This is a genomic window from Actinosynnema sp. NPDC053489 (assembly GCF_044544865.1).
Lineage (GTDB): Bacteria > Actinomycetota > Actinomycetes > Mycobacteriales > Pseudonocardiaceae > Actinosynnema.
In genome coordinates, this window is record NZ_JBITXT010000009.1 from 1 (window position 1) to 17,007 (window position 17,007).

9 protein-coding genes and 1 pseudogene are annotated in these 17,007 nt (G+C 73.1%); 3 read left to right on the forward strand and 7 right to left on the reverse strand.

Annotated features, from left to right (window positions below; translation table 11 throughout):
• Window positions 1–415 (reverse strand): IS5 family transposase (locus ACIGNX_RS21685; protein WP_396542476.1); only part of this gene is annotated, 415 nt, incomplete at its 3' end.
• A 377-nt stretch (window positions 416–792) separates the two neighbouring features.
• Here ACIGNX_RS21685 and ACIGNX_RS21690 point away from each other — a divergent pair.
• The 3 genes from ACIGNX_RS21690 (at window position 793) to ACIGNX_RS21700 (ending at window position 3,571) form a co-directional block, all read left to right on the forward strand.
• Entirely contained in the window at window positions 793–2,424 is a 1,632-nt protein-coding gene (locus tag ACIGNX_RS21690; RefSeq protein WP_396542477.1) for a cellulose binding domain-containing protein, read from the forward strand.
• Between the two features lie 140 nt (window positions 2,425–2,564).
• Window positions 2,565–3,068, forward strand: a complete 504-nt coding sequence (msrA, locus tag ACIGNX_RS21695) for a peptide-methionine (S)-S-oxide reductase MsrA (protein WP_396542478.1) — start codon at window positions 2,565–2,567, stop codon at window positions 3,066–3,068.
• Window positions 3,065–3,571 carry an MOSC domain-containing protein gene (locus ACIGNX_RS21700; protein WP_396542479.1) on the forward strand — a complete coding sequence of 169 codons (507 nt, stop codon included), beginning with the start codon at window positions 3,065–3,067 and terminating at the stop codon, window positions 3,569–3,571. Before msrA ends, ACIGNX_RS21700 begins: the two co-directional genes overlap by 4 nt.
• 9 nt (window positions 3,572–3,580) lie before the next feature.
• Here ACIGNX_RS21700 and ACIGNX_RS21705 read toward each other — a convergent pair whose 3' ends face one another.
• The 6 genes and pseudogenes from ACIGNX_RS21705 to ACIGNX_RS21730 form a co-directional block, all read right to left on the reverse strand.
• Complete coding sequence (locus ACIGNX_RS21705; protein WP_396542650.1) at window positions 3,581–4,750, reverse strand: acyl-CoA dehydrogenase family protein; 1,170 nt, start codon at window positions 4,748–4,750, stop codon at window positions 3,581–3,583.
• A gap of 2 nt (window positions 4,751–4,752) precedes the next feature.
• Entirely contained in the window at window positions 4,753–6,306 is a 1,554-nt protein-coding gene (locus ACIGNX_RS21710) for an aspartate aminotransferase family protein (protein WP_396542480.1), read from the reverse strand.
• Between the two features lie 153 nt (window positions 6,307–6,459).
• Entirely contained in the window at window positions 6,460–8,844 is a 2,385-nt protein-coding gene (locus ACIGNX_RS21715; RefSeq protein ID WP_396542481.1) for a BTAD domain-containing putative transcriptional regulator, read from the reverse strand.
• A gap of 1,055 nt (window positions 8,845–9,899) precedes the next feature.
• Window positions 9,900–10,307 carry a YybH family protein gene (locus ACIGNX_RS21720; RefSeq protein ID WP_396542482.1) on the reverse strand — a complete coding sequence of 136 codons (408 nt, stop codon included), beginning with the start codon at window positions 10,305–10,307 and terminating at the stop codon, window positions 9,900–9,902.
• A gap of 9 nt (window positions 10,308–10,316) precedes the next feature.
• On the reverse strand, window positions 10,317–10,526 hold the full coding sequence (locus tag ACIGNX_RS21725) for a DUF5988 family protein (protein ID WP_396542483.1): 210 nt from the start codon (window positions 10,524–10,526) through the stop codon (window positions 10,317–10,319).
• An 8-nt stretch (window positions 10,527–10,534) separates the two neighbouring features.
• A pseudogene (locus ACIGNX_RS21730) lies at window positions 10,535–16,966 on the reverse strand (thioester reductase domain-containing protein); the annotation flags it as partial.
• Window positions 16,967–17,007: the final 41 nt, after the last annotated feature.

A 17,007-nucleotide genomic window follows, 5' to 3' on the forward strand; every position in this document is an offset into this window, starting at 1 on the left:
CGCTGTGTTGGGTGGGCAACGGAGCCCCCTTTTCCTCGGTCAACGCCTGCTCCAGCGCATCCAGGGTCTCCCCGGCGACCGCCAGCCCGGCCGATTCGTGGTGCGCCCGCACGATCGTGGAGTCCACGCTCACCAGTTCCAGGCCGACCTGCCCGCGGGAGGCGGCCTCGGCGATCAGCGCGTCCATCAACCTCTGGAACACCCCCGCCCTGGCCCAGGCGTTGAACCGGGAGTAGACGGTCGACCAGGGCCCGTACCGCTCGGGGACGTCGCGCCAGCCCGATCCGGTGCGGAACCGCCACAGGACCCCGTTGAACTGCTCCCGCACCCGACGCGGCAACGGCCCGGTGGCCGCCACCGGCACATGCGGCTCGATCAACGCCCACTCGGCATCGGTCAGATCGAAACGCGCCACATCCGTGTTCTACCAGCCCCAACCAGCACACCACCGGACACACCCAGATCCGAACTTCAAACAGCTCCTAGGCCCGGGCGGCACTCCCCGCGTGGACGACCGGCACTTCCCCGTGGAGATCGCGACCCCACGGCGTGGAGCCATGAGAAATCCGTGGAGCATCACGAGGAGCGGCTGACCGCCTCCTCGAACCACGAGCGCCAAGACTGGCTCGGTGCACCAACTGAGACCGGAACTTCAACCGGAACGCCTCGACGCATTGACTTGTTTCGATGTCCTACCCGAAACTTTTGGCGATCCGGTACCGGCCCTCGCGCGGTGCGCCACCCCATCACCCGTCTCAAAGGAGAGCTCTGGTGATCATCAGTTCAGGTCGCTTGAAAGTCCGCACAGCGGTGCTCGCGTCGGCGGTCGCCGCGCTGGCTCTGGCCGGCACCGTGACGGCGGTCGCCCGCTCCGCGGCACCCACCGCCGCCGGTGACGTCGTGGCGTCGGCCGGCGTCGAGGACGACGGAGCGGACTGCCCGGTCGGCGTGCCCGGCTCGTTCCCGTCCAACTCCCGCCTGCCCGACCCGTTCACCAGGCTGAACGGGCAGCGCATCACCTCGAAGTCGGACTGGCGGTGCCGCCGGGCCGAGATCCGCGAGCTGGCCGAGCAGCGCGTCTTCGGCGACAAGCCCGCGAAGCCGTCCACCGTCACCGGGACCGTGTCCGGCAGCGGCATCACGGTGAACGTCTCGCACAACGGCCGCAGCTCGAGCTTCTCGGCGAGCGTGCAGCTGCCGTCGGGCACCGGTCCCTTCCCGGCGGTCATCGTCTACGGCGGCTTCGGCGCGGACACCAACGCCATCCGCTCCGCCGGCGCGGCCGTGATCAGCTTCGACCCCTACGCCGTGGGCAAGGAGGGCACCCCGCGCACCAACAAGCAGGGCGCGTTCTACAGCATCTACGGCAACACCAGCAGCACCGGCCTGCTCATGGCGTGGGCCTGGGGCGTGTCCCGGATCATCGACGTCATCGAGTCCTCCGGCGGCAACGTCCTGCGCGCCGACATCGGCGTCACCGGCTGCTCCCGCTTCGGCAAGGGCGCGTTCGCGGCCGGTGTGTTCGACCAGCGCGTCGCGCTCACCATGCCCATCGAGTCGGGCACCGCCGGCGTGCCGATCTACCGGGGCATCGCCGGCGAAGGGGCGCAGAGCCTGTCCAGCGCCTACGGCGAGCAGCCCTGGTTCGGCGACGCCTTCTCCGCCTACACCGGCAACCCCAACGGCGCGCCCATCGACACCCACGAGCTGGTCGCCATGGTCGCCCCGCGCGGCCTGTTCATCATGGACAACCCGCACATCGCCAACCTCGGCCCCCGCTCCGCGAGCGTGGCGGCGCTGGGCGGCGCGGAGGTCTACCGGGCGCTCGGCGCGGGCGCGAACCTCACCTACCACTCCAACGTGGCCGACGGCACGCACTGCGCCACCCGGCCGGAGTGGGCCACCCCGCTGCGCCAGAACATCCAGAAGTTCCTGCTCAAGACCGGCAGCTACACCGGTGCCATCACCATGCACAGCAAGGCGACCGGCAACCTCTCCCAGTGGCGCGACTGGACCACGCCCACCCTGGGCGACGGCACCACCACCACGACCACGAGTACCACGACCACCACTGACACGACGACGACCACGACGACCGCCACCACGACCACCACGACGACGTCCCAGCAACCGGGCGGCTGCACGGCGACCGTGTCGCTCAACCAGTGGACGGGCGGCTTCGTGGCCACGGTGAAGGTCACCGCCGGCGCCACCGCGCTGACGGGCTGGACGGTGAACGTCACGCTGCCGCCCGGCGCCACCGTCACCAACGCGTGGAACGCCAACCGCAGCGGCGCCAGTGGCGCGGTCGGCTTCACCAACGTCGGTTTCAACGGCTCCGTGCCGGCCGGGCAGTCGACCGAGTTCGGCTTCCAGGCCACCGGCACCGGTTCCGGCCTGGCCCCGACCTGCTCCGCCCGGTAGCGCGCGATCGCCGGGTCCGGCGCGGGGGCGCGAACCCCGCACCGAACCCGGCGTGCGTCACACCCCTCGCGGGATGACAGCGGACCGCGGGAGCGTTCACCCTGGTGCAGACCCATCGGACCGAAGAGCGGAGCGACCACATGGCAACCGGAACCGAGAAGGCCGTCCTCGCGGGCGGGTGCTTCTGGGGCATGCAGGACCTGTTCCGCCGCCACCCGGGCGTCGTCTCCACCCGCGTGGGCTACACCGGCGGCGAGGTGCCCGACGCGACCTACTACAACCACGGCAACCACGCCGAGGCCATCGAGATCGTGTACGACCCGGCCCGGTTGAGCTACCGCCAGATCCTGGAGTTCTTCTTCCAGATCCACGACCCGACGACCCGCAACCGCCAGGGCAACGACATCGGGGCCAGCTACCGCTCGGCGATCTTCTACACCGACGACGAGCAGAAGCGGGTGGCGGAGGCGACCATCGCCGACGTCGACGCGTCCGGCAAGTGGCCGGGCGAGGTCGTCACCGAGGTGGCCCAGCTCGGTGACTTCTGGGAGGCCGAGCCGGAGCACCAGGACTACCTGGAGCGCTACCCCAACGGCTACACCTGCCACTACGTGCGACCGGAATGGCAGCTCGGCGAGCGGTGAGCACCGCCGTCGAGATCGTGGCGCTGCACGTGTCGCCGGTGCACGCCTACGAGGGTCGGCCCGCGGACGGACCGCGGCCCGACCCGGGACCGGTCTCGCGCGACCACGTCGAGGTGCGCGCCGGGCTCGGGCTGGTGGGCGACCGCTACTACAACCGGCCCGCGCACCGCACGGCCGCCGTCACGGTGTTCGCCGTGGAGTCGCTGGAGCACGTCGCCGAGGGGCTCGGCCTGCCCGCCGCGCCGAGCCCCCTGGTCGTGCGGCGCAACATCGTGCTGCGCGGGTTCGACGTGGACGGGCTGCCCCGCGACGCCGTGTTCACCCTCGACTCGGGCGACGGGCCGGTGCGCTTCCGGGCGCACCGGCCCGCCAACCCGTGCGGGTGGATGAACGCGGTGATCGCGCCGGGCGCGTTGCCGGCGCTGCGCGGCCGCGGCGGGAAGCGGTGCGTGCCGCTGGACGACGGGCTGCTCCGCCTCGGGCCCGCGACCCTGACCGCGTGACCGCGGCCGTCAGTAGCGCTTGCCCTCGGGCAGCGCGTACCGGTTGAACATCAGGTCGCGCAGCACGTCGTCGCCGCCTTCGACGATCGACACGTACCGCATGTCCCGCACCAGCTTGCCGATCGGCGCGTCACCGGTGTAGCCGAGCGCGCCGAACAGCTCCGAGCCGACCGTCGCGACCTGCCAGCCGGCCTGGCCGGTGAACATCTTCGACGCCAGCGCCGACTTCAGCGTGCCCTGCCGCAGGAACTCCGCGCCCGCCGACGGGCCGCTGCCCATGATGGCGTCGAACTCGCGGCCGGCGGCGGCGCACTGGTTGCGCATCACGCCGATCGCCATCTCCACCTGCCCGATCTTGGCGGCGAACACCGCGTTGTTGAGCAGCGTCGACCCGCGCAGCGACTTGGTCCTGGCGTAGTCGATGGACAGGTCGCGGATGCGCCGGGAGATGCCGATGGCGGTGGTGGCGATGAGCACGCGGCTGGCGTTGAGGCCGACCTCCAGGATGCGCAGCCCCGGCCCGTTCAGGGCGTGCGACGCGGGCACCCGGGCGCCGTCCAGCGTCACCTGGTAGGTGCCGGAGGCGCGCAGGCCCAGCACGTTCCACCGCTTCACGACCCGCACGCCCGGGGTGTCCTTCGGCACGACGACGGCCACGTGACCGGACGGGTGGTCGGCCGACTTCGCGATCACCACCAGGAAGTCGGCGAACTCGGTGTTGGTGGAGAACCACTTCTCGCCGGTGAGCACCAGCTCCGCGCCGTCGCGGACGGCCTCGGTGGCGGTGCGGCCCAGCTCGCTGCCCGCCTCCTCCTCGCTGCCCAGGGTCGCGCCGAACCCGCCGTTCGCGGCCAGCGGCTCGAGGTAGCGCCGCTTCAGCTCGTCCGAGCCGTACAGCCACACCATGTTCGTCGCCATGATGGAGATGAACAGGGTGAACGCCACGCCCGCGTCGCCGTAGGACAGCTCGGACACCAGGTCGACGCTCTGCTCCAGCCCGAGGCCGTGGCCGCCCAGGTCGGGGTGCAGCCACCAGTTCATCAGCCCGGTCTTGGCGAACCGCTCGTACACCGGCAGCGGCATGTCGGCCAGCGCGTCCAGGTCGGGCGGGTCGGCCACCAGCTCGTCCCGGACGAACTCGCGGACCAGGGACAGCGCCTCGTCGAAGTCGACGGCCATCGTCACACCAGCCCCTTCGACGGGTGGCGCAGGACCGCGACGGCGTCGCGCAGCCCGGTCTCGACCCGCGCGACCTCCTCGTCGGTGAGGAAGATCGACGGCTCGAACCGCAGCGTGTTGGTGGCGCTGGCGGTCGGGAAGATGCGGATGGCGTGCTCGCGCAGCAGGTACCCGGCCAGCGCGTAGCCGAGCATCCCGGCCTTGGCCTGCTCCGCCACCGCCGGGTTCGGGTTGACCGACTGGTCGTGGAACTCCAGGCCCAGCATCAGGCCGCGACCGCGGACGTCCTTGACCAGGTCCGGGTGGTCGGCGCGGATCGACTCCAGCACGGCCTTGAGCCGCGCGCCCAGCTCCGCGGCCTTCCGGTAGGCGCTGCCGCCGTCGGCCTCCATCAGCTCCAGGGCCTTGAGCGCGATCGTGCAGGAGAAGCTGTCCTTGGCGAAGGTCGAGCTGTGCACCAGCTCGAACTCGCCGCGGTAGAACTCCTCGCGCACCAGCATCACCGCGGCCTTGGCGACACCGCCGCCGAGGCTCTTGGACAGCGCGTAGTAGTCGCCGCGCAGGCCGATCTGCGAGCTGGCGAAGAACGCCCCGGACCGGCCCATGCCGCTCTGGATCTCGTCGATCACGATCGGCACGCCCGCCTCCTCGCAGGCGGTGGCGATCTCCCGCGCGAACTCCGCGCTCACCTCCTGGATGCCGCCCTCGCCCTGGATCGGCTCCAGCAGGAACGCGGTCACCACCGGCAGCTCGCGCTCGCCCAGCCGGACCACGCCGCCGTCGACCACCAGCTCCGGCAGCTGCACGCGCTCCTCGTCGAGGATCTTGCGCACCGCGCCCGGCTGGTTGAACGCCACGAACCGCGACGGCCGCGCCAACGCGGTGAACGGCGTGCGGTAGACCGGGTTGTGGGTGAGCTGGATGCTGCCGACGAGCTTGCCGTGGAAGCCGCTCTCCAGCGCCAGGAACACCGGCCGGCGCGCCGCCCTCTCCGCGGTCACCCGGCTCACCTCGGCCGCCAGCGCCTCGAAGTCGCCGGGCGGCACGCCCAGCGCGCGGTAGGCGTCCTCGGCGACGGTGGCGCCGCCGGCGACCGCCGCGCGTGCCGCGGCCACCGACTCCTCCACCGCGTCCACCGCGGCGCCCACCTTGAGCACGCGGTCGAGTTCGGCGTGCTTGACGGCCGCCTCGATCGCCTCCGCGCCGGAATTGGCGAACACCCCGTAGTACGGTTCCGACACGCCGAACTCGCGGTGCAGGACGGCGTTCAGCCTATTCACCAGTTCGTTGGCGTAGGGGTGGCGGGAGAACTGCGCGTGGATGGGCGTCTGCTGCTCGAACAACTCCCGGGCCAGCGCCACCAGCTCCGGGTTGTTGTGCCCCAGCAGCACCGACCCGTAGCCGCCCGCGAGGTCGAGGACCGGCCTCTCCGTGCCGTCCGCCTGCTTCGCGAACAGCGTGTTACCACTCGACCGCACGTATTCGGCGTCGAGGCCGTAATCGGTCAACCAGCCGAGCATCGTCGGTTCGGCTAATTCGGGGAATGAAGTGGTCATTGCCGTCCTCGCTGTTTTTCCGGCATCGGGGCGGAGCGGAAAGAATCCGGTCCCGGCAATGCTAACCAGCCGACAATAATCGACCGGGAACGGCGCGGTAACCCCACCGCGCCGCCTCCCCGTGAGTCCCCGGTTACCGGCCGGGGACCGGTGTCAGCTCGACCTGATCTGGGCGGCCGAGTCGGTCAGCATGCGGCGGTCCAGGCACAGCAGCATGCGGATGTGCTCGCGCCGAGCGTCCCGCTCGTGGCCGCTGACCGGGGTCAGCACGGCCGGCGCCGTGGCGGGCGACCCGTCCGCGCCCGTCTCGCCGTGGGTGAGCAGCAGCTCCAGCAGCCGGTCGATCGCCTCGTCCGACAGCGGGTCGAGCGCGAGCGTGGTGGCGTGCCGCAGGCCGCCGCCCCAGTCCGGGCGCCGCTCGACCAGGTCGGACCTGGCCGCCGCCAGCACGAGCAGCCGCGAGCCGCGGAACGCCCGGGTCAGGCCCTCGATGAACGCGAGCAGCCGGTCGTCGGCGCACTGCACGTCGTCGATGACCAGCACCATGCCCCGGTCCCGCGCCACCGCGCCCATGAGTTCCCGCCAGGCGGCGGTGATCTCGTCGGTCATCGTCGCCGCGGTCGTCGGGCACTCCGGGGCCACCAGCCACATGAGCATGTCCCACACGGCCTGCGCCCGGTTCGGCGGGAGGTGCCGCTTGGCCGTGGCGCCGAGCTTGTCGCGGATCGTCGCCGAGTCGTCGCGGGGGTTGATGCCGCAGCACGACGCCACGCTCTCGGCCTGCAACGCCCGCACCCCGTCCTGGTCGGGCCAGTAGGCGTGCGCCAGCACGAACTGCCCGGCCGTCGGGTGGCCGACGACGCGCCGCTGGAACTCCATCAGGAACCGCGTCTTGCCCACCCCGGCGGCGCCGAGCACCGTCACCAGGTGCGGCGACGCGCGGTGCATCGTGCGGTCCATGAGGGCGCGCAGCAGTTCCAGCTCCGGCTCGCGGTCCACCACCGGCACGCTGTCGTGCGGGATCGACTCCGGCCGCACGCCGTCGACCTGCCACAGCTGCGGGTGCTCCGCGACCTGGTGGCACAGCACGGTCAGCAGCGTCTCGCCGCGCGCCGAGTCGGAGATCCACGTCTCCCCGTCGGGCACGTGGAACAGCACCGACTGGCACTCCTCCACCGGAGCGCCGTTCACGCTCAGCGGCGCGCCGGTCTCGGTGGCCTGGTAGCGCACGAGCGCCTCGCCGGTCGTCACCGCGGCGCGCACCACGACCTGCGCGCCCGCCACCGACTCCAGTTGCGCGTTGAGGCAGTCCCGGATCGCCAGCGCCGCCCGCACGGCGCGCTCGACGCTGTTGTCGATCTGCCGCGGCACGTCGAACAACGCCATCGCCACCGACCCGATGGACGCCGCGACGGTGCCGCCGAAGTACTCCACGCCCTCCCGGACGGTGTCGGCCACGCCGTCGAGCACGTCGAACCGGCTGCCCTCGGCACCCAGCTCGACCGACGTGTGCACCATGAGCACGCTGACCTGCTTGCGCTGCGCCGGCACGGCCGAGGAGGCGAACGGCTGCAGCGGCACGGACCGCTCCACCGGTTCGACGTCCGGGTCCGGCCTCGTCAGCGCGACGAACGCGGGCGCCGGGCCGGCCGGCGGCGGCGGCGAGTCCAGCAGCACCGCCGAGCCCGCCTCGCGCGAGGACGCCGACGGCGCGCCGACGGCGACCGCCTCGGGCACCGCGACCGGCACCGGTTGCAGCGCACCCCGGTTGACCTGCAACGGGATCACCTGGCGCAGGCCGGTCGGGGTGAACGTCAGCGTCTCGTCGTGCGTGAGGATGGCGTGCTGGAGCATCTGCAGCTCGCGCCGCGGCTCCAGCCCCAGCTCCTCCACCAGCGCCGAGCGCACCCGGGTGAACAGGTTGAGCGCGTCGGCCTGCCGGCCGCACCGGTACAGCGCGAGCATCAGCTGGCCGCACGACCGCTCCCGCAGCGGCCTGGCCTCGACGGTCCGCTCCAGCTCGCCGAGCACGAGGTGGTGCCGACCACAGGACAGCTCCGCCTCGAAGTAGTCCTCCAGCACGTCGAGCCGGAGGTTCTGCAGCACGGTCAGCTCCGGCCACGCCAGCCCGGTCTCCACCAGGTCGGCCAGGGCCGGGCCGCGCCACAGGCCCAGCGCCTCGTTGAGCACCCGGCTGGCCTCCTCGAAGTTGCGGGAGGCGAGCAGCGACTGGCCCTGCTCGGCCAGGCGGTGGAACCCGTGCAGGTCGACCTGCGACGGGTCGGCGCTGAGCATGTAACCGGGCATCTGGGTGATCAGGGCCGCCGACTCCGACGTGCGCCCCGACGACGACAGCGCGCCGCGCAGGCCCCAGATCGCGTTCTGCAGTATCTTGCGCGCCGAGACGGGCGCCTCGTCGGCCCACAGCGCGTCGAGCAGCTGGCTCGTGGCCACGACCCGGTTGAGGTGGAGCAGCAGGAAACCCAGCGTGGCGCGCTGCCGCGTGCCACCGAGCCCGACCGCTCGGTCCCCGTCCAAGACTTCTAACGGCCCCAACATCCGAAAACGCATACTGTCCCCCAGTTCCGTATTCGTCCGTCACCAGGGCAGGACGCGACCCTGCCCGTCATGCCACAGGTGTTCAGCGGAGTGTCACAGCCGGCACTGCGGATCGTGGTCACCGGGCGACCACGTGCCGACCACCGGCCGGCCGTGCGCGGCCGCACGCGGTCCGCTCACCACCGGCGCACCCCGCGCCGACCGCCCGACCGGCGAACGCCCGCCGTCGCCCCGCACCGCGACGAAAGCCATTCGCCCGGACGACCGGGTCGGAAAGATGTGATCAATCGTGAGCGACGACCGCCGAGGGCGTCGTGCTGCCCCTGACACGTCACCTCCGATTCACGACCACCGTGGTTCTTGCGGCATCTCCGTCGTGCCGTGAGGATATTTTCGGCCAACTATCCTGCTCAGCCGGATGATACCCACGGGTACTCGGAGAAGCGAGGACGCTCCGAAGAACCAAGGGCCGCGAGATTGCTTCCACGCCCGCGGACGAACGGGCTCCCACCCCGCGCGACGACCGGCGTGAACAGGTAAACGCGGTGGTCGGAAGAGGTGGGTGAACACTCACCGGAACATTCCCTGACCAGGCAAACCTCCCGATCCGGACATACGGGGATCCGCACGGGCCGCGACCACGACTACCGAGCGTCGCGAACTTCGCGGCCGAAAGTGTCGACCGCCGAGTCGAATGTGACGGGGCGTGGTCAATCGTGGGATCACCCGCCCCCCGGACCGCCGGGGCGCCCGGATCACGACGGACGTTCGCCTCCGGGCCCGGACGGACCACGCGATCGGCCCAATAAGTTTTCCCTATCACCTTCCGGAAGGGGCGCGGTCGGTTGTCGCGGGGATGAGAGCGGAATCTCGACCGGACCGGCTTGACAATCGACCGCGGCGACTCCCGGGAACAATCCGAGCGCCTTTTCCGGGGTGCCGGTTCCCGCGCCGCCCACTCGTCGTGCCGCGCTTGTGGGGCCGGCGCCGCGGACGGCTGAGGCCATCCGCGGCGCCGGTGCTTCGCGGGCGCGTCAGGCGTCCGAACCGCCGTAGGCGTTGTCGATGATGTAGCGCCACCGGCCGTCCCGGCCCCGGCGCATCACGTCGGTGCCGACGCCCGCGAGGTCCACCTCCTCGCCCGTGCGCGAGGTGCCCTTGATCGCCCAGTCGACGATGAGCAGGGCGGTGTCGCCGTTGACGTAGATGCCCTTGGTCCGCGCCCGCATCGGCACGCCCATCGCGAGGAACTCGGCGACGTTGGCCCGCCGCGCGTCACCGGCCACCGGCTCCTCGCCGGGCTTCCAGACCGACACCGCGTCCGGGCTGTACATGCGCTCGATCGTGGCGTGGTCACCGGAGTTGAACGCGCGCAGGAACAACTCGGTCTGCCTGGTCAGGTCGTCGGTCGGGATGTCGTGGACCTGGAGCGGTTCGCTCATCGTGGCCTCCTACTCGGCGATCTTGGTCCGGCCGCACCAGGCGAACACCGGCAGTTCGAGGTCGTCGACGGTGCGCGACTCGCCGTTCGCGCTGAAGTGCTCGTAGCCGTTGCCCGCGGGGATCTTGACCTTGTCCCCCAGGTCGGCGACGAAGTGGATGCGGTCGGCCTCGCGCAGGGTCGCGGGCCCTCCGGTCAGCAGGACTTTGATGTTGCCCATCGTTGCTCCTAACGCAGGCTGTCGGCGTCCGCGCGCGGGAAGTACTCCGCGTCGGTGAAGAACCCGACGTACTTGGCGAACAGCTCGGCGGTCACCGGCGGGCACGTGATGCCGCTGCCCTCCAGCGCCGCGGTGGTGCCGGAGACGTCGAAGTCGGGGTAGGCGCCCTCGCCCATCGCCGCGATCGCCTCGAACGAGTCCAGCAGCGGTTGCAGGGCGTTGTCCCGGTCGGCGCGCACGCGGGCGCTCCACCGCGGCCACGGCAGCTCCTCCAGCGCGTGCCCCAGGTCGCGCAGGTGGCCGATCATCTCCCGGTAGGTCACGGTGTCGGGGTTGGACAGGTGGAACGTCCGGCCGGCCGCCTCCGGGCGCGTGGCCAGGTGCGTGATGGCGGCGCTGGCGTAGTCGACCGGCACCAGGTGGAACAGACCGGCCAGGCCCTCGGGGACGGCGCGGCTCTGGAGGATGCCCTTGAGCCCGAGCCACACGAAGTCCTTGGTCTGGCACGCGCCGTTGACCTGGTCGCCCGACACCACGTCCACCCGGTAGACCGACACCGGCAGGCCGCGGTCGCGGGCCAGGTCGATGATCCGCTCGGCCACCCACTTGGTCTGGCGGTAGCCGTTGGACAGCACCTCCGGCGGGCCGGGGATGTCGTCCACCCGCAGCGGCACGCCCGCCGTGACCGGCTGGTCGAACACCCCGGTCGAGGACACGAAGTGCACCGGCACGGTCCGGTGCGCGGCGGCCAGCCTCAGCACCTCCTCGGTGCCGGTGACGTTCGCGGGCTTCAGCGCGGTGTAGGGCTGGAGCCAGTTCACCGTGGCGCCGGCGTGGAACACCACGTCCGCGGTGCGCGACAGCTCCTCGTACACCTCGGCGGCCAGGCCGAGCCGGGGCTCCGCCAGGTCTCCGGGGTGCACGACCACGCGGCCCAGGTCGACCTCGCCGTCGAGCCGGTACCAGCGGAGGTTGTCCACGATGCGCCGCAGGCCCTCCTCGGGGTCGTCGGCGCGCACCAGGGCGTGCACCCGGGCCCGGGTGGTGCGCAGGACGTCGCGGAGCAGGAACGCGCCGAGGAAGCCGGTCGCGCCGGTGAGCAGCACCTCGCGCGGGTCGTCGGCGAACGTCGCCACGGTCGGCGCGGGCCGGACGTCGTCGGCCAGCCGCACCTCCGCCTCGAAGTCCACCTCGGCCCGGGTCGGCGCCTCGGCGGTCGGCACGAGCGTGTCGCGCAGGAACTCCGCTACCGCGTGCGGGGTGGGGTGGTCGAACACCAGGGTCGCGGGCAGCGACGCGCCGATCGCGGTGATGAGCCGGTTGCGCAGCTCCACCGACGTCAGCGAGTCGAAGCCCAGCTCCGGGAACGGCCTGGTGGGCTCGGGCGGCGCGTCCAGGCCCAGCACCGCGACGACCTCGGCGCCGACCCGCTCCAGCAGCAGCGCGTACCGCTCGCGCGGGTCCAGCTCGGCGAGGCGCTCCACGGCGGGCGCGGTGGCCGACTCGTTGCTGGCCCGGCGGCGGACCGGCGTGCGGACCAGCCCCGCGAACAGCGGCTGGACCCGGCCGGAGGCGCGGACGGCGGCCACGTCCAGCGGCGTGACGACCACGGCGGGCAGGCCGGTGTCGAGCGCGGCGTCCAGCAGGGCGGGCCCGTCCTGCTCCGTGATGGGCCGGAACCCGGACCGCGCGATGCGCGCCAGGTCCACTTCGGACAACCCGGCGCCCATGCCGGTGGCCGTGGACCACAGGCCCCAGGCGATCGACGTGGTGGGTTTGCCCTGCGCGGCCCGCAGGTGGGCGAGGGCGTCGAGGAACGTGTTCGCCGCCGCGTAGTTCGCCTGCCCGGGACCGCCGATCGTGGCCGCGATGGAGGAGAAGTGGACGTGGTGGGCGTCGGGCAGCAGGCGGTGCAGGTGCCAGGCCGTGGTGACCTTGGGCAGCAGGACCGCGTCGAGCCGCTCCGGGGTCAGGGTGGGGATCGCCGTGTCGTCCAGCACGCCGGCCGTGTGCAGGACCAGCTCGACCCGGTGGTCCGCCACGACCCCGGCGAGCGCGTCGGCGTCGGTGACGTCGGCGGCCCGCACCTCGACCACCGCGCCCAGGGCCTCCAGCTCGGCCGTGAGGTCGGCCGCACCCGGCGCCCCGGGCCCGCGCCGGCTGACGAGGAGCAGGCTCCGGGCGCCGTGCTCGGCGACGAGGTGGCGGGCGAACAACGCGCCGAGCGCCCCCGTGCCACCGGTGATCAGCACGGTGCCACCGCTGCGATCACCGCCGCGGCCACTGCTCCGGTCACCGGCGCCACCGGTCCGGTCACTGCTGCGGCCACCGGTGCGGTCACTGCTCCGGTCACCGGCGCCACCGCTCTGGTCACTGCTGCGCAGGCGTCCCCTCCAGGGGACCCCTGTCTTGATTTTACCGGCGGGGACCGACAATTCCGGGCTCCGCCCGGAGCCGTTCACCGACGCCGGCTCGTCGGACGGCACGGCACCGCTCACCGACGGCACCGGCCCGTCGCCGGACGGCGCGGCACGCCTGGGCACCCGGACCAGGCGCGGCACGCGGGTGTCCGGGCCCAGGGCCACCATCGGCTCGCCCGACGCGACCGCGGCGGCCAGGGCGGCGCCCGTGACCGGGCCCGTCGCGTCCACCAGCGTGATCCGGCCCGGGTTCTCCGCCTGCGCCGACTTCAGCAGACCCCACACCGGCGCGGTGTGCACCGAGGTCTGCCCGTGCGCCGGCGTGGCGCCCGAGGTCAGCACGACCAGCCGGGTGTCGGTGAACCGGTCGTCCGCGAGCCAGCGCTGCACCAGGTCCAGCGCCACCCGCGTGTCGGCGAACGCGCGCCCCAGCGGGTCGTCGGCCCCGCCGAGGAACGGTGCCACCACGGCGTCCACACCGGACACCGCGTCGAGCGACGACACCACCGGCGCGTCCAGCCCCGGCGACCCCGGCTCCGGCAACCCCAGCCCCAGGTCCAGCACGGCGAACGACACCGCCGCCCGCGGCAGCGCCACCGGCTCCCACGCCACGTCGAACAACGCCTCCGCCGCGCGGTCCAGCACGGGGGGCGCGGGAGGCGTCACCGTCACCGAGTCGACCGTCGCCACGGCGTGCCCGGCCAGGTCCGCCAGGTGCAGCGACAACCGGTCGCCCGAGCGGACCCACCGCACCACCACCGTCGTCGCGCCGACCGCGTGCAGCCGGACACCGCGCCAGTCCCGCGCCACCAGACCGCCGGCGACCTCCCGCACCACCGCGTCGAGCAGCGCCGGGTGCAGGTTGTAGGCCGCCGCGTCGGCCTTGAGCTCGTCCGGCAGCGACACGGTCACCTCGTCGCCGACCGGCTCCACCACCGCGGGGAACCGCTCGACGCCCAACGTGCCCCGCGCCACCGGTTCCCACTCGGCCTCGGACCCGCCCGCGCGGGTGTGCACGGCCAGGGCCCGGCCGCCGTCGGGACCGGGCGCGCCGATCGTCAGCTGCATCACCAGCCCGGCGGCCAGCGGCAGCAGCACCGGGCCGCTCATCACCAGCTCGTCGAGCCGCGTGCAGCCCAGCTCGTCACCCGCCCGACCGGCCAGCTCGACCAGCACGGCCGTCGGCAGCACGGCCACGCCGTCCACCGCGTGGTCGGCCAGCCACGGGTGGCTGCGCACGGACACGTGGCTGGTCACCACCAGCTCACCCGACCCGGCGACGGGGATCGCCGCGCCGAGCAGCGGGTGGTCCACCGGCGTGAGGCCCAGCGCCGACACGTCCGCCTCGGTGCCGCTGTGCTCCAGCCAGAACCGCTGCCGCTGGAACGCGTACGTCGGCAGGTCGGCCACCTCCGCCGCGCCGCCGAGGAACCGCGACCAGTCCACCGCGACGCCGCGGGTGTGCAGGCGGCCGATCGCGCCGACGACGGTGTGCGACTCGTCGCGGTCGCCGCGCATCGTCGGCACGGCCACGTCGGCGTCCAGCACGTCCTGCGCCAGGGCGCTGAGCACGCCCTCCGGGCCGAGTTCCAGGAACGTCGTCACGCCCAGCTCGTCCAGGGCCCGCACGGCGTCGGCGAACCGCACGGTTCGGGCCACGTGCCGCACCCAGTACCCGGGGTCCCGCAGCTCGTCGCCCACCAGCGCGCCGGTCACCGCGGAGACGACCGGGACGGTCGGCTCGTGGTAGGTCAGCGACTCCGCCACGCGGCCGAACTCGGCGAGCATCGGCTCCATCAGCGGCGAGTGGAAGGCGTGGCTGACGGTGAGCTGCTTGGTCTTGCGGCCGCGCGCGGCGAGCACGCCGGCGATCTCGGCGACGACCCGCGCGTCACCGGAGAGCACCGCGGAGTCGGGGCCGTTCACCGCGGCCAGGCCGACGGCCCGCTCGTGGCCGGCCAGCAGGGGCAGCACCTCGTCCTCGGTCGCCCGCACGGCCACCATCGCGCCGCCCGGGGGCAGGGCGGACATCAGCCGGGCCCGCGCGCCCACCAGCGCCGCCGCGTCGGCCAGGGACAGCACGCCGGCCACGTGCGCGGCGGCGATCTCGCCGATGGAGTGCCCGGCCAGGAAGTCCGGCCGCACGCCCCACGACTCGACCAGCCGGAACAGCGCCACCTCCAGCGCGAACAGCGCCGGCTGGGCGTACCCGGTGTCGCGCAGCACCTCGGCGTCGTCACCGGCCATCACCTGCCGGATCGGCACGTCCACGTGCGGCCGCAGCGCCTCCTCCACCTCGGCCAGCGCCTCGGCGAACACGGGGAACGCGGCCGCGGCCCGCACGCCCATGCCCGGGCGCTGCGCGCCCTGGCCGGTGAACAGGAAGGCCGTCTTGCCCGCCACCGGCGACCCGGTGACCACCCGCTGGTGCGGGGTGCCGGAGACCAGGGCGCGCAGCCCCTCCTCCAGCTCCTCGCGCGACGAGCCGAGCACCACCGCGCGGTGCGACAGGGCGGACCGGGTGGTCGCCGCCGACCGGGCCACCGCGGCGGCGGACACCTCCGGCCGGCCGGTCCACCACTCCAGCAGCGCGGTCGCCTGCGCGGTCAGCGCGGCGGACGACCGCGCCGACACCGGCAGGGCGTGCAGCGGCAGGCCGGGGTGGACCTCCCGCTCCGGCTCCTCGAACGCCGGCGCCTCCTCCAGGATCACGTGCGCGTTGGTGCCGCTCACGCCGAACGCGGACACGGCGGCCCGGCGCGGCTGCCCGGTCTCCGGCCACGGCCGGGCCTCGGTCAGCAGCTCGACGTCGCCCGCCGACCAGTCCACGACGGGGGTGGGCCGGTCGACGTGCAGGGTCTTCGGCATGACGCCGTGCCGGATCGCGAGGACCGACTTGATGACACCGGCGATGCCGGCCGCGGCCACGGTGTGGCCGATGTTGGACTTGAGCGAGCCCAGCCACGCCGGTCGGGTGCGGTTCTGCCCGTAGGTGGCCAGCAGCGCCTGCGCCTCGATCGGGTCGCCCAGCCGGGTGCCGGTGCCGTGCGCCTCGATGAGGTCGACGTCGGCGGCGGTGAGCCGGGCGTTGGCCAGCGCCGCCCGGATCACGCGCTGCTGGGACGGGCCGTTCGGCGCGGTGAGGCCGTTGGACGCGCCGTCCTGGTTGACCGCCGAGCCGCGCACCACCGCGAGCACCTGGTGGCCGTTCCTGCGCGCCTCGGACAGCAGTTCCAGCACGACCACGCCGACGCCCTCGGACCAGGTGGTGCCGTCGGCCGCCTCGGCGAAGGACTTGCAGCGGCCGTCGGCGGCCAGCCCGCGCTGGCGGGAGAAGTCGACGAACGCCGAGGGGTTGCCGTAGACGGTGGTGCCGCCCGCCAGGGCGAGCGTGGACTCGCCCTGGCGCAGCGACTGCATCGCCAGGTGCAGCGCGACCAGCGACGAGGAGCACGCCGTGTCCACCGACACCGCCGGGCCCTCCAGGCCGAGCGAGTAGGCGACCCGGCCGGACGCGACGCTGCCCAGGCTGCCCGTGGTCAGGTAGCCCTCCAGCTCGGTCGGCCCGCCCAAGCCGAGGTAGCTCTGGGTCACGATGCCCGCGAACACGCCGGTCCTCGTGCCCTTCAGCGCCGCCGGGTCGAGGTGGGCGCGCTCCAGCGCCTCCCACGCCACCTCCAGCAGCACCCGCTGCTGCGGGTCCATCGCCAGCGCCTCGCGCGGGCTGATGCCGAAGAACTCGGCGTCGAACCTCGTCGCGTCGGCGATGAACCCGCTGTGCCTGGAGTACGACTTGCCGGGCCGGCCCGGTTCGGGGTCGTAGATCGCGTCCACGTCCCAGCCCCGGTCGTCCGGGAACGGGGTGATGGCGTCCTCGCCGCCGGACACCAGCCGCCACAGGTCCTCCGGCGAGGACACCCCGCCGGGGAACCGGCAGGCCATCGCCACGATCGCCACCGGCTCCTCGCGGCCGGACTCCAGCTCGGCCAGCCGCTGACGCGCCTTCTGCAGGTCGACCGTGACCCTCTTCAGGTACTCGACCAACTTCTCTTCGTTGGACA

Bases quoted from the DNA above. Each gene is read 5' to 3' on its own strand.
- msrA (WP_396542478.1), top strand. From the start codon at position 2,565: ATGGCAACCGGAACCGAGAAGGCCGTCCTCGCGGGCGGGTGCTTCTGG.
- ACIGNX_RS21705 (WP_396542650.1), bottom strand. From the start codon at position 4,750: ATGGCCGTCGACTTCGACGAGGCGCTGTCCCTGGTCCGCGAGTTCGTC.
- ACIGNX_RS21710 (WP_396542480.1), bottom strand. From the start codon at position 6,306: ATGACCACTTCATTCCCCGAATTAGCCGAACCGACGATGCTCGGCTGG.
- ACIGNX_RS21720 (WP_396542482.1), bottom strand. From the start codon at position 10,307: ATGAGCGAACCGCTCCAGGTCCACGACATCCCGACCGACGACCTGACC.
- ACIGNX_RS21725 (WP_396542483.1), bottom strand. From the start codon at position 10,526: ATGGGCAACATCAAAGTCCTGCTGACCGGAGGGCCCGCGACCCTGCGC.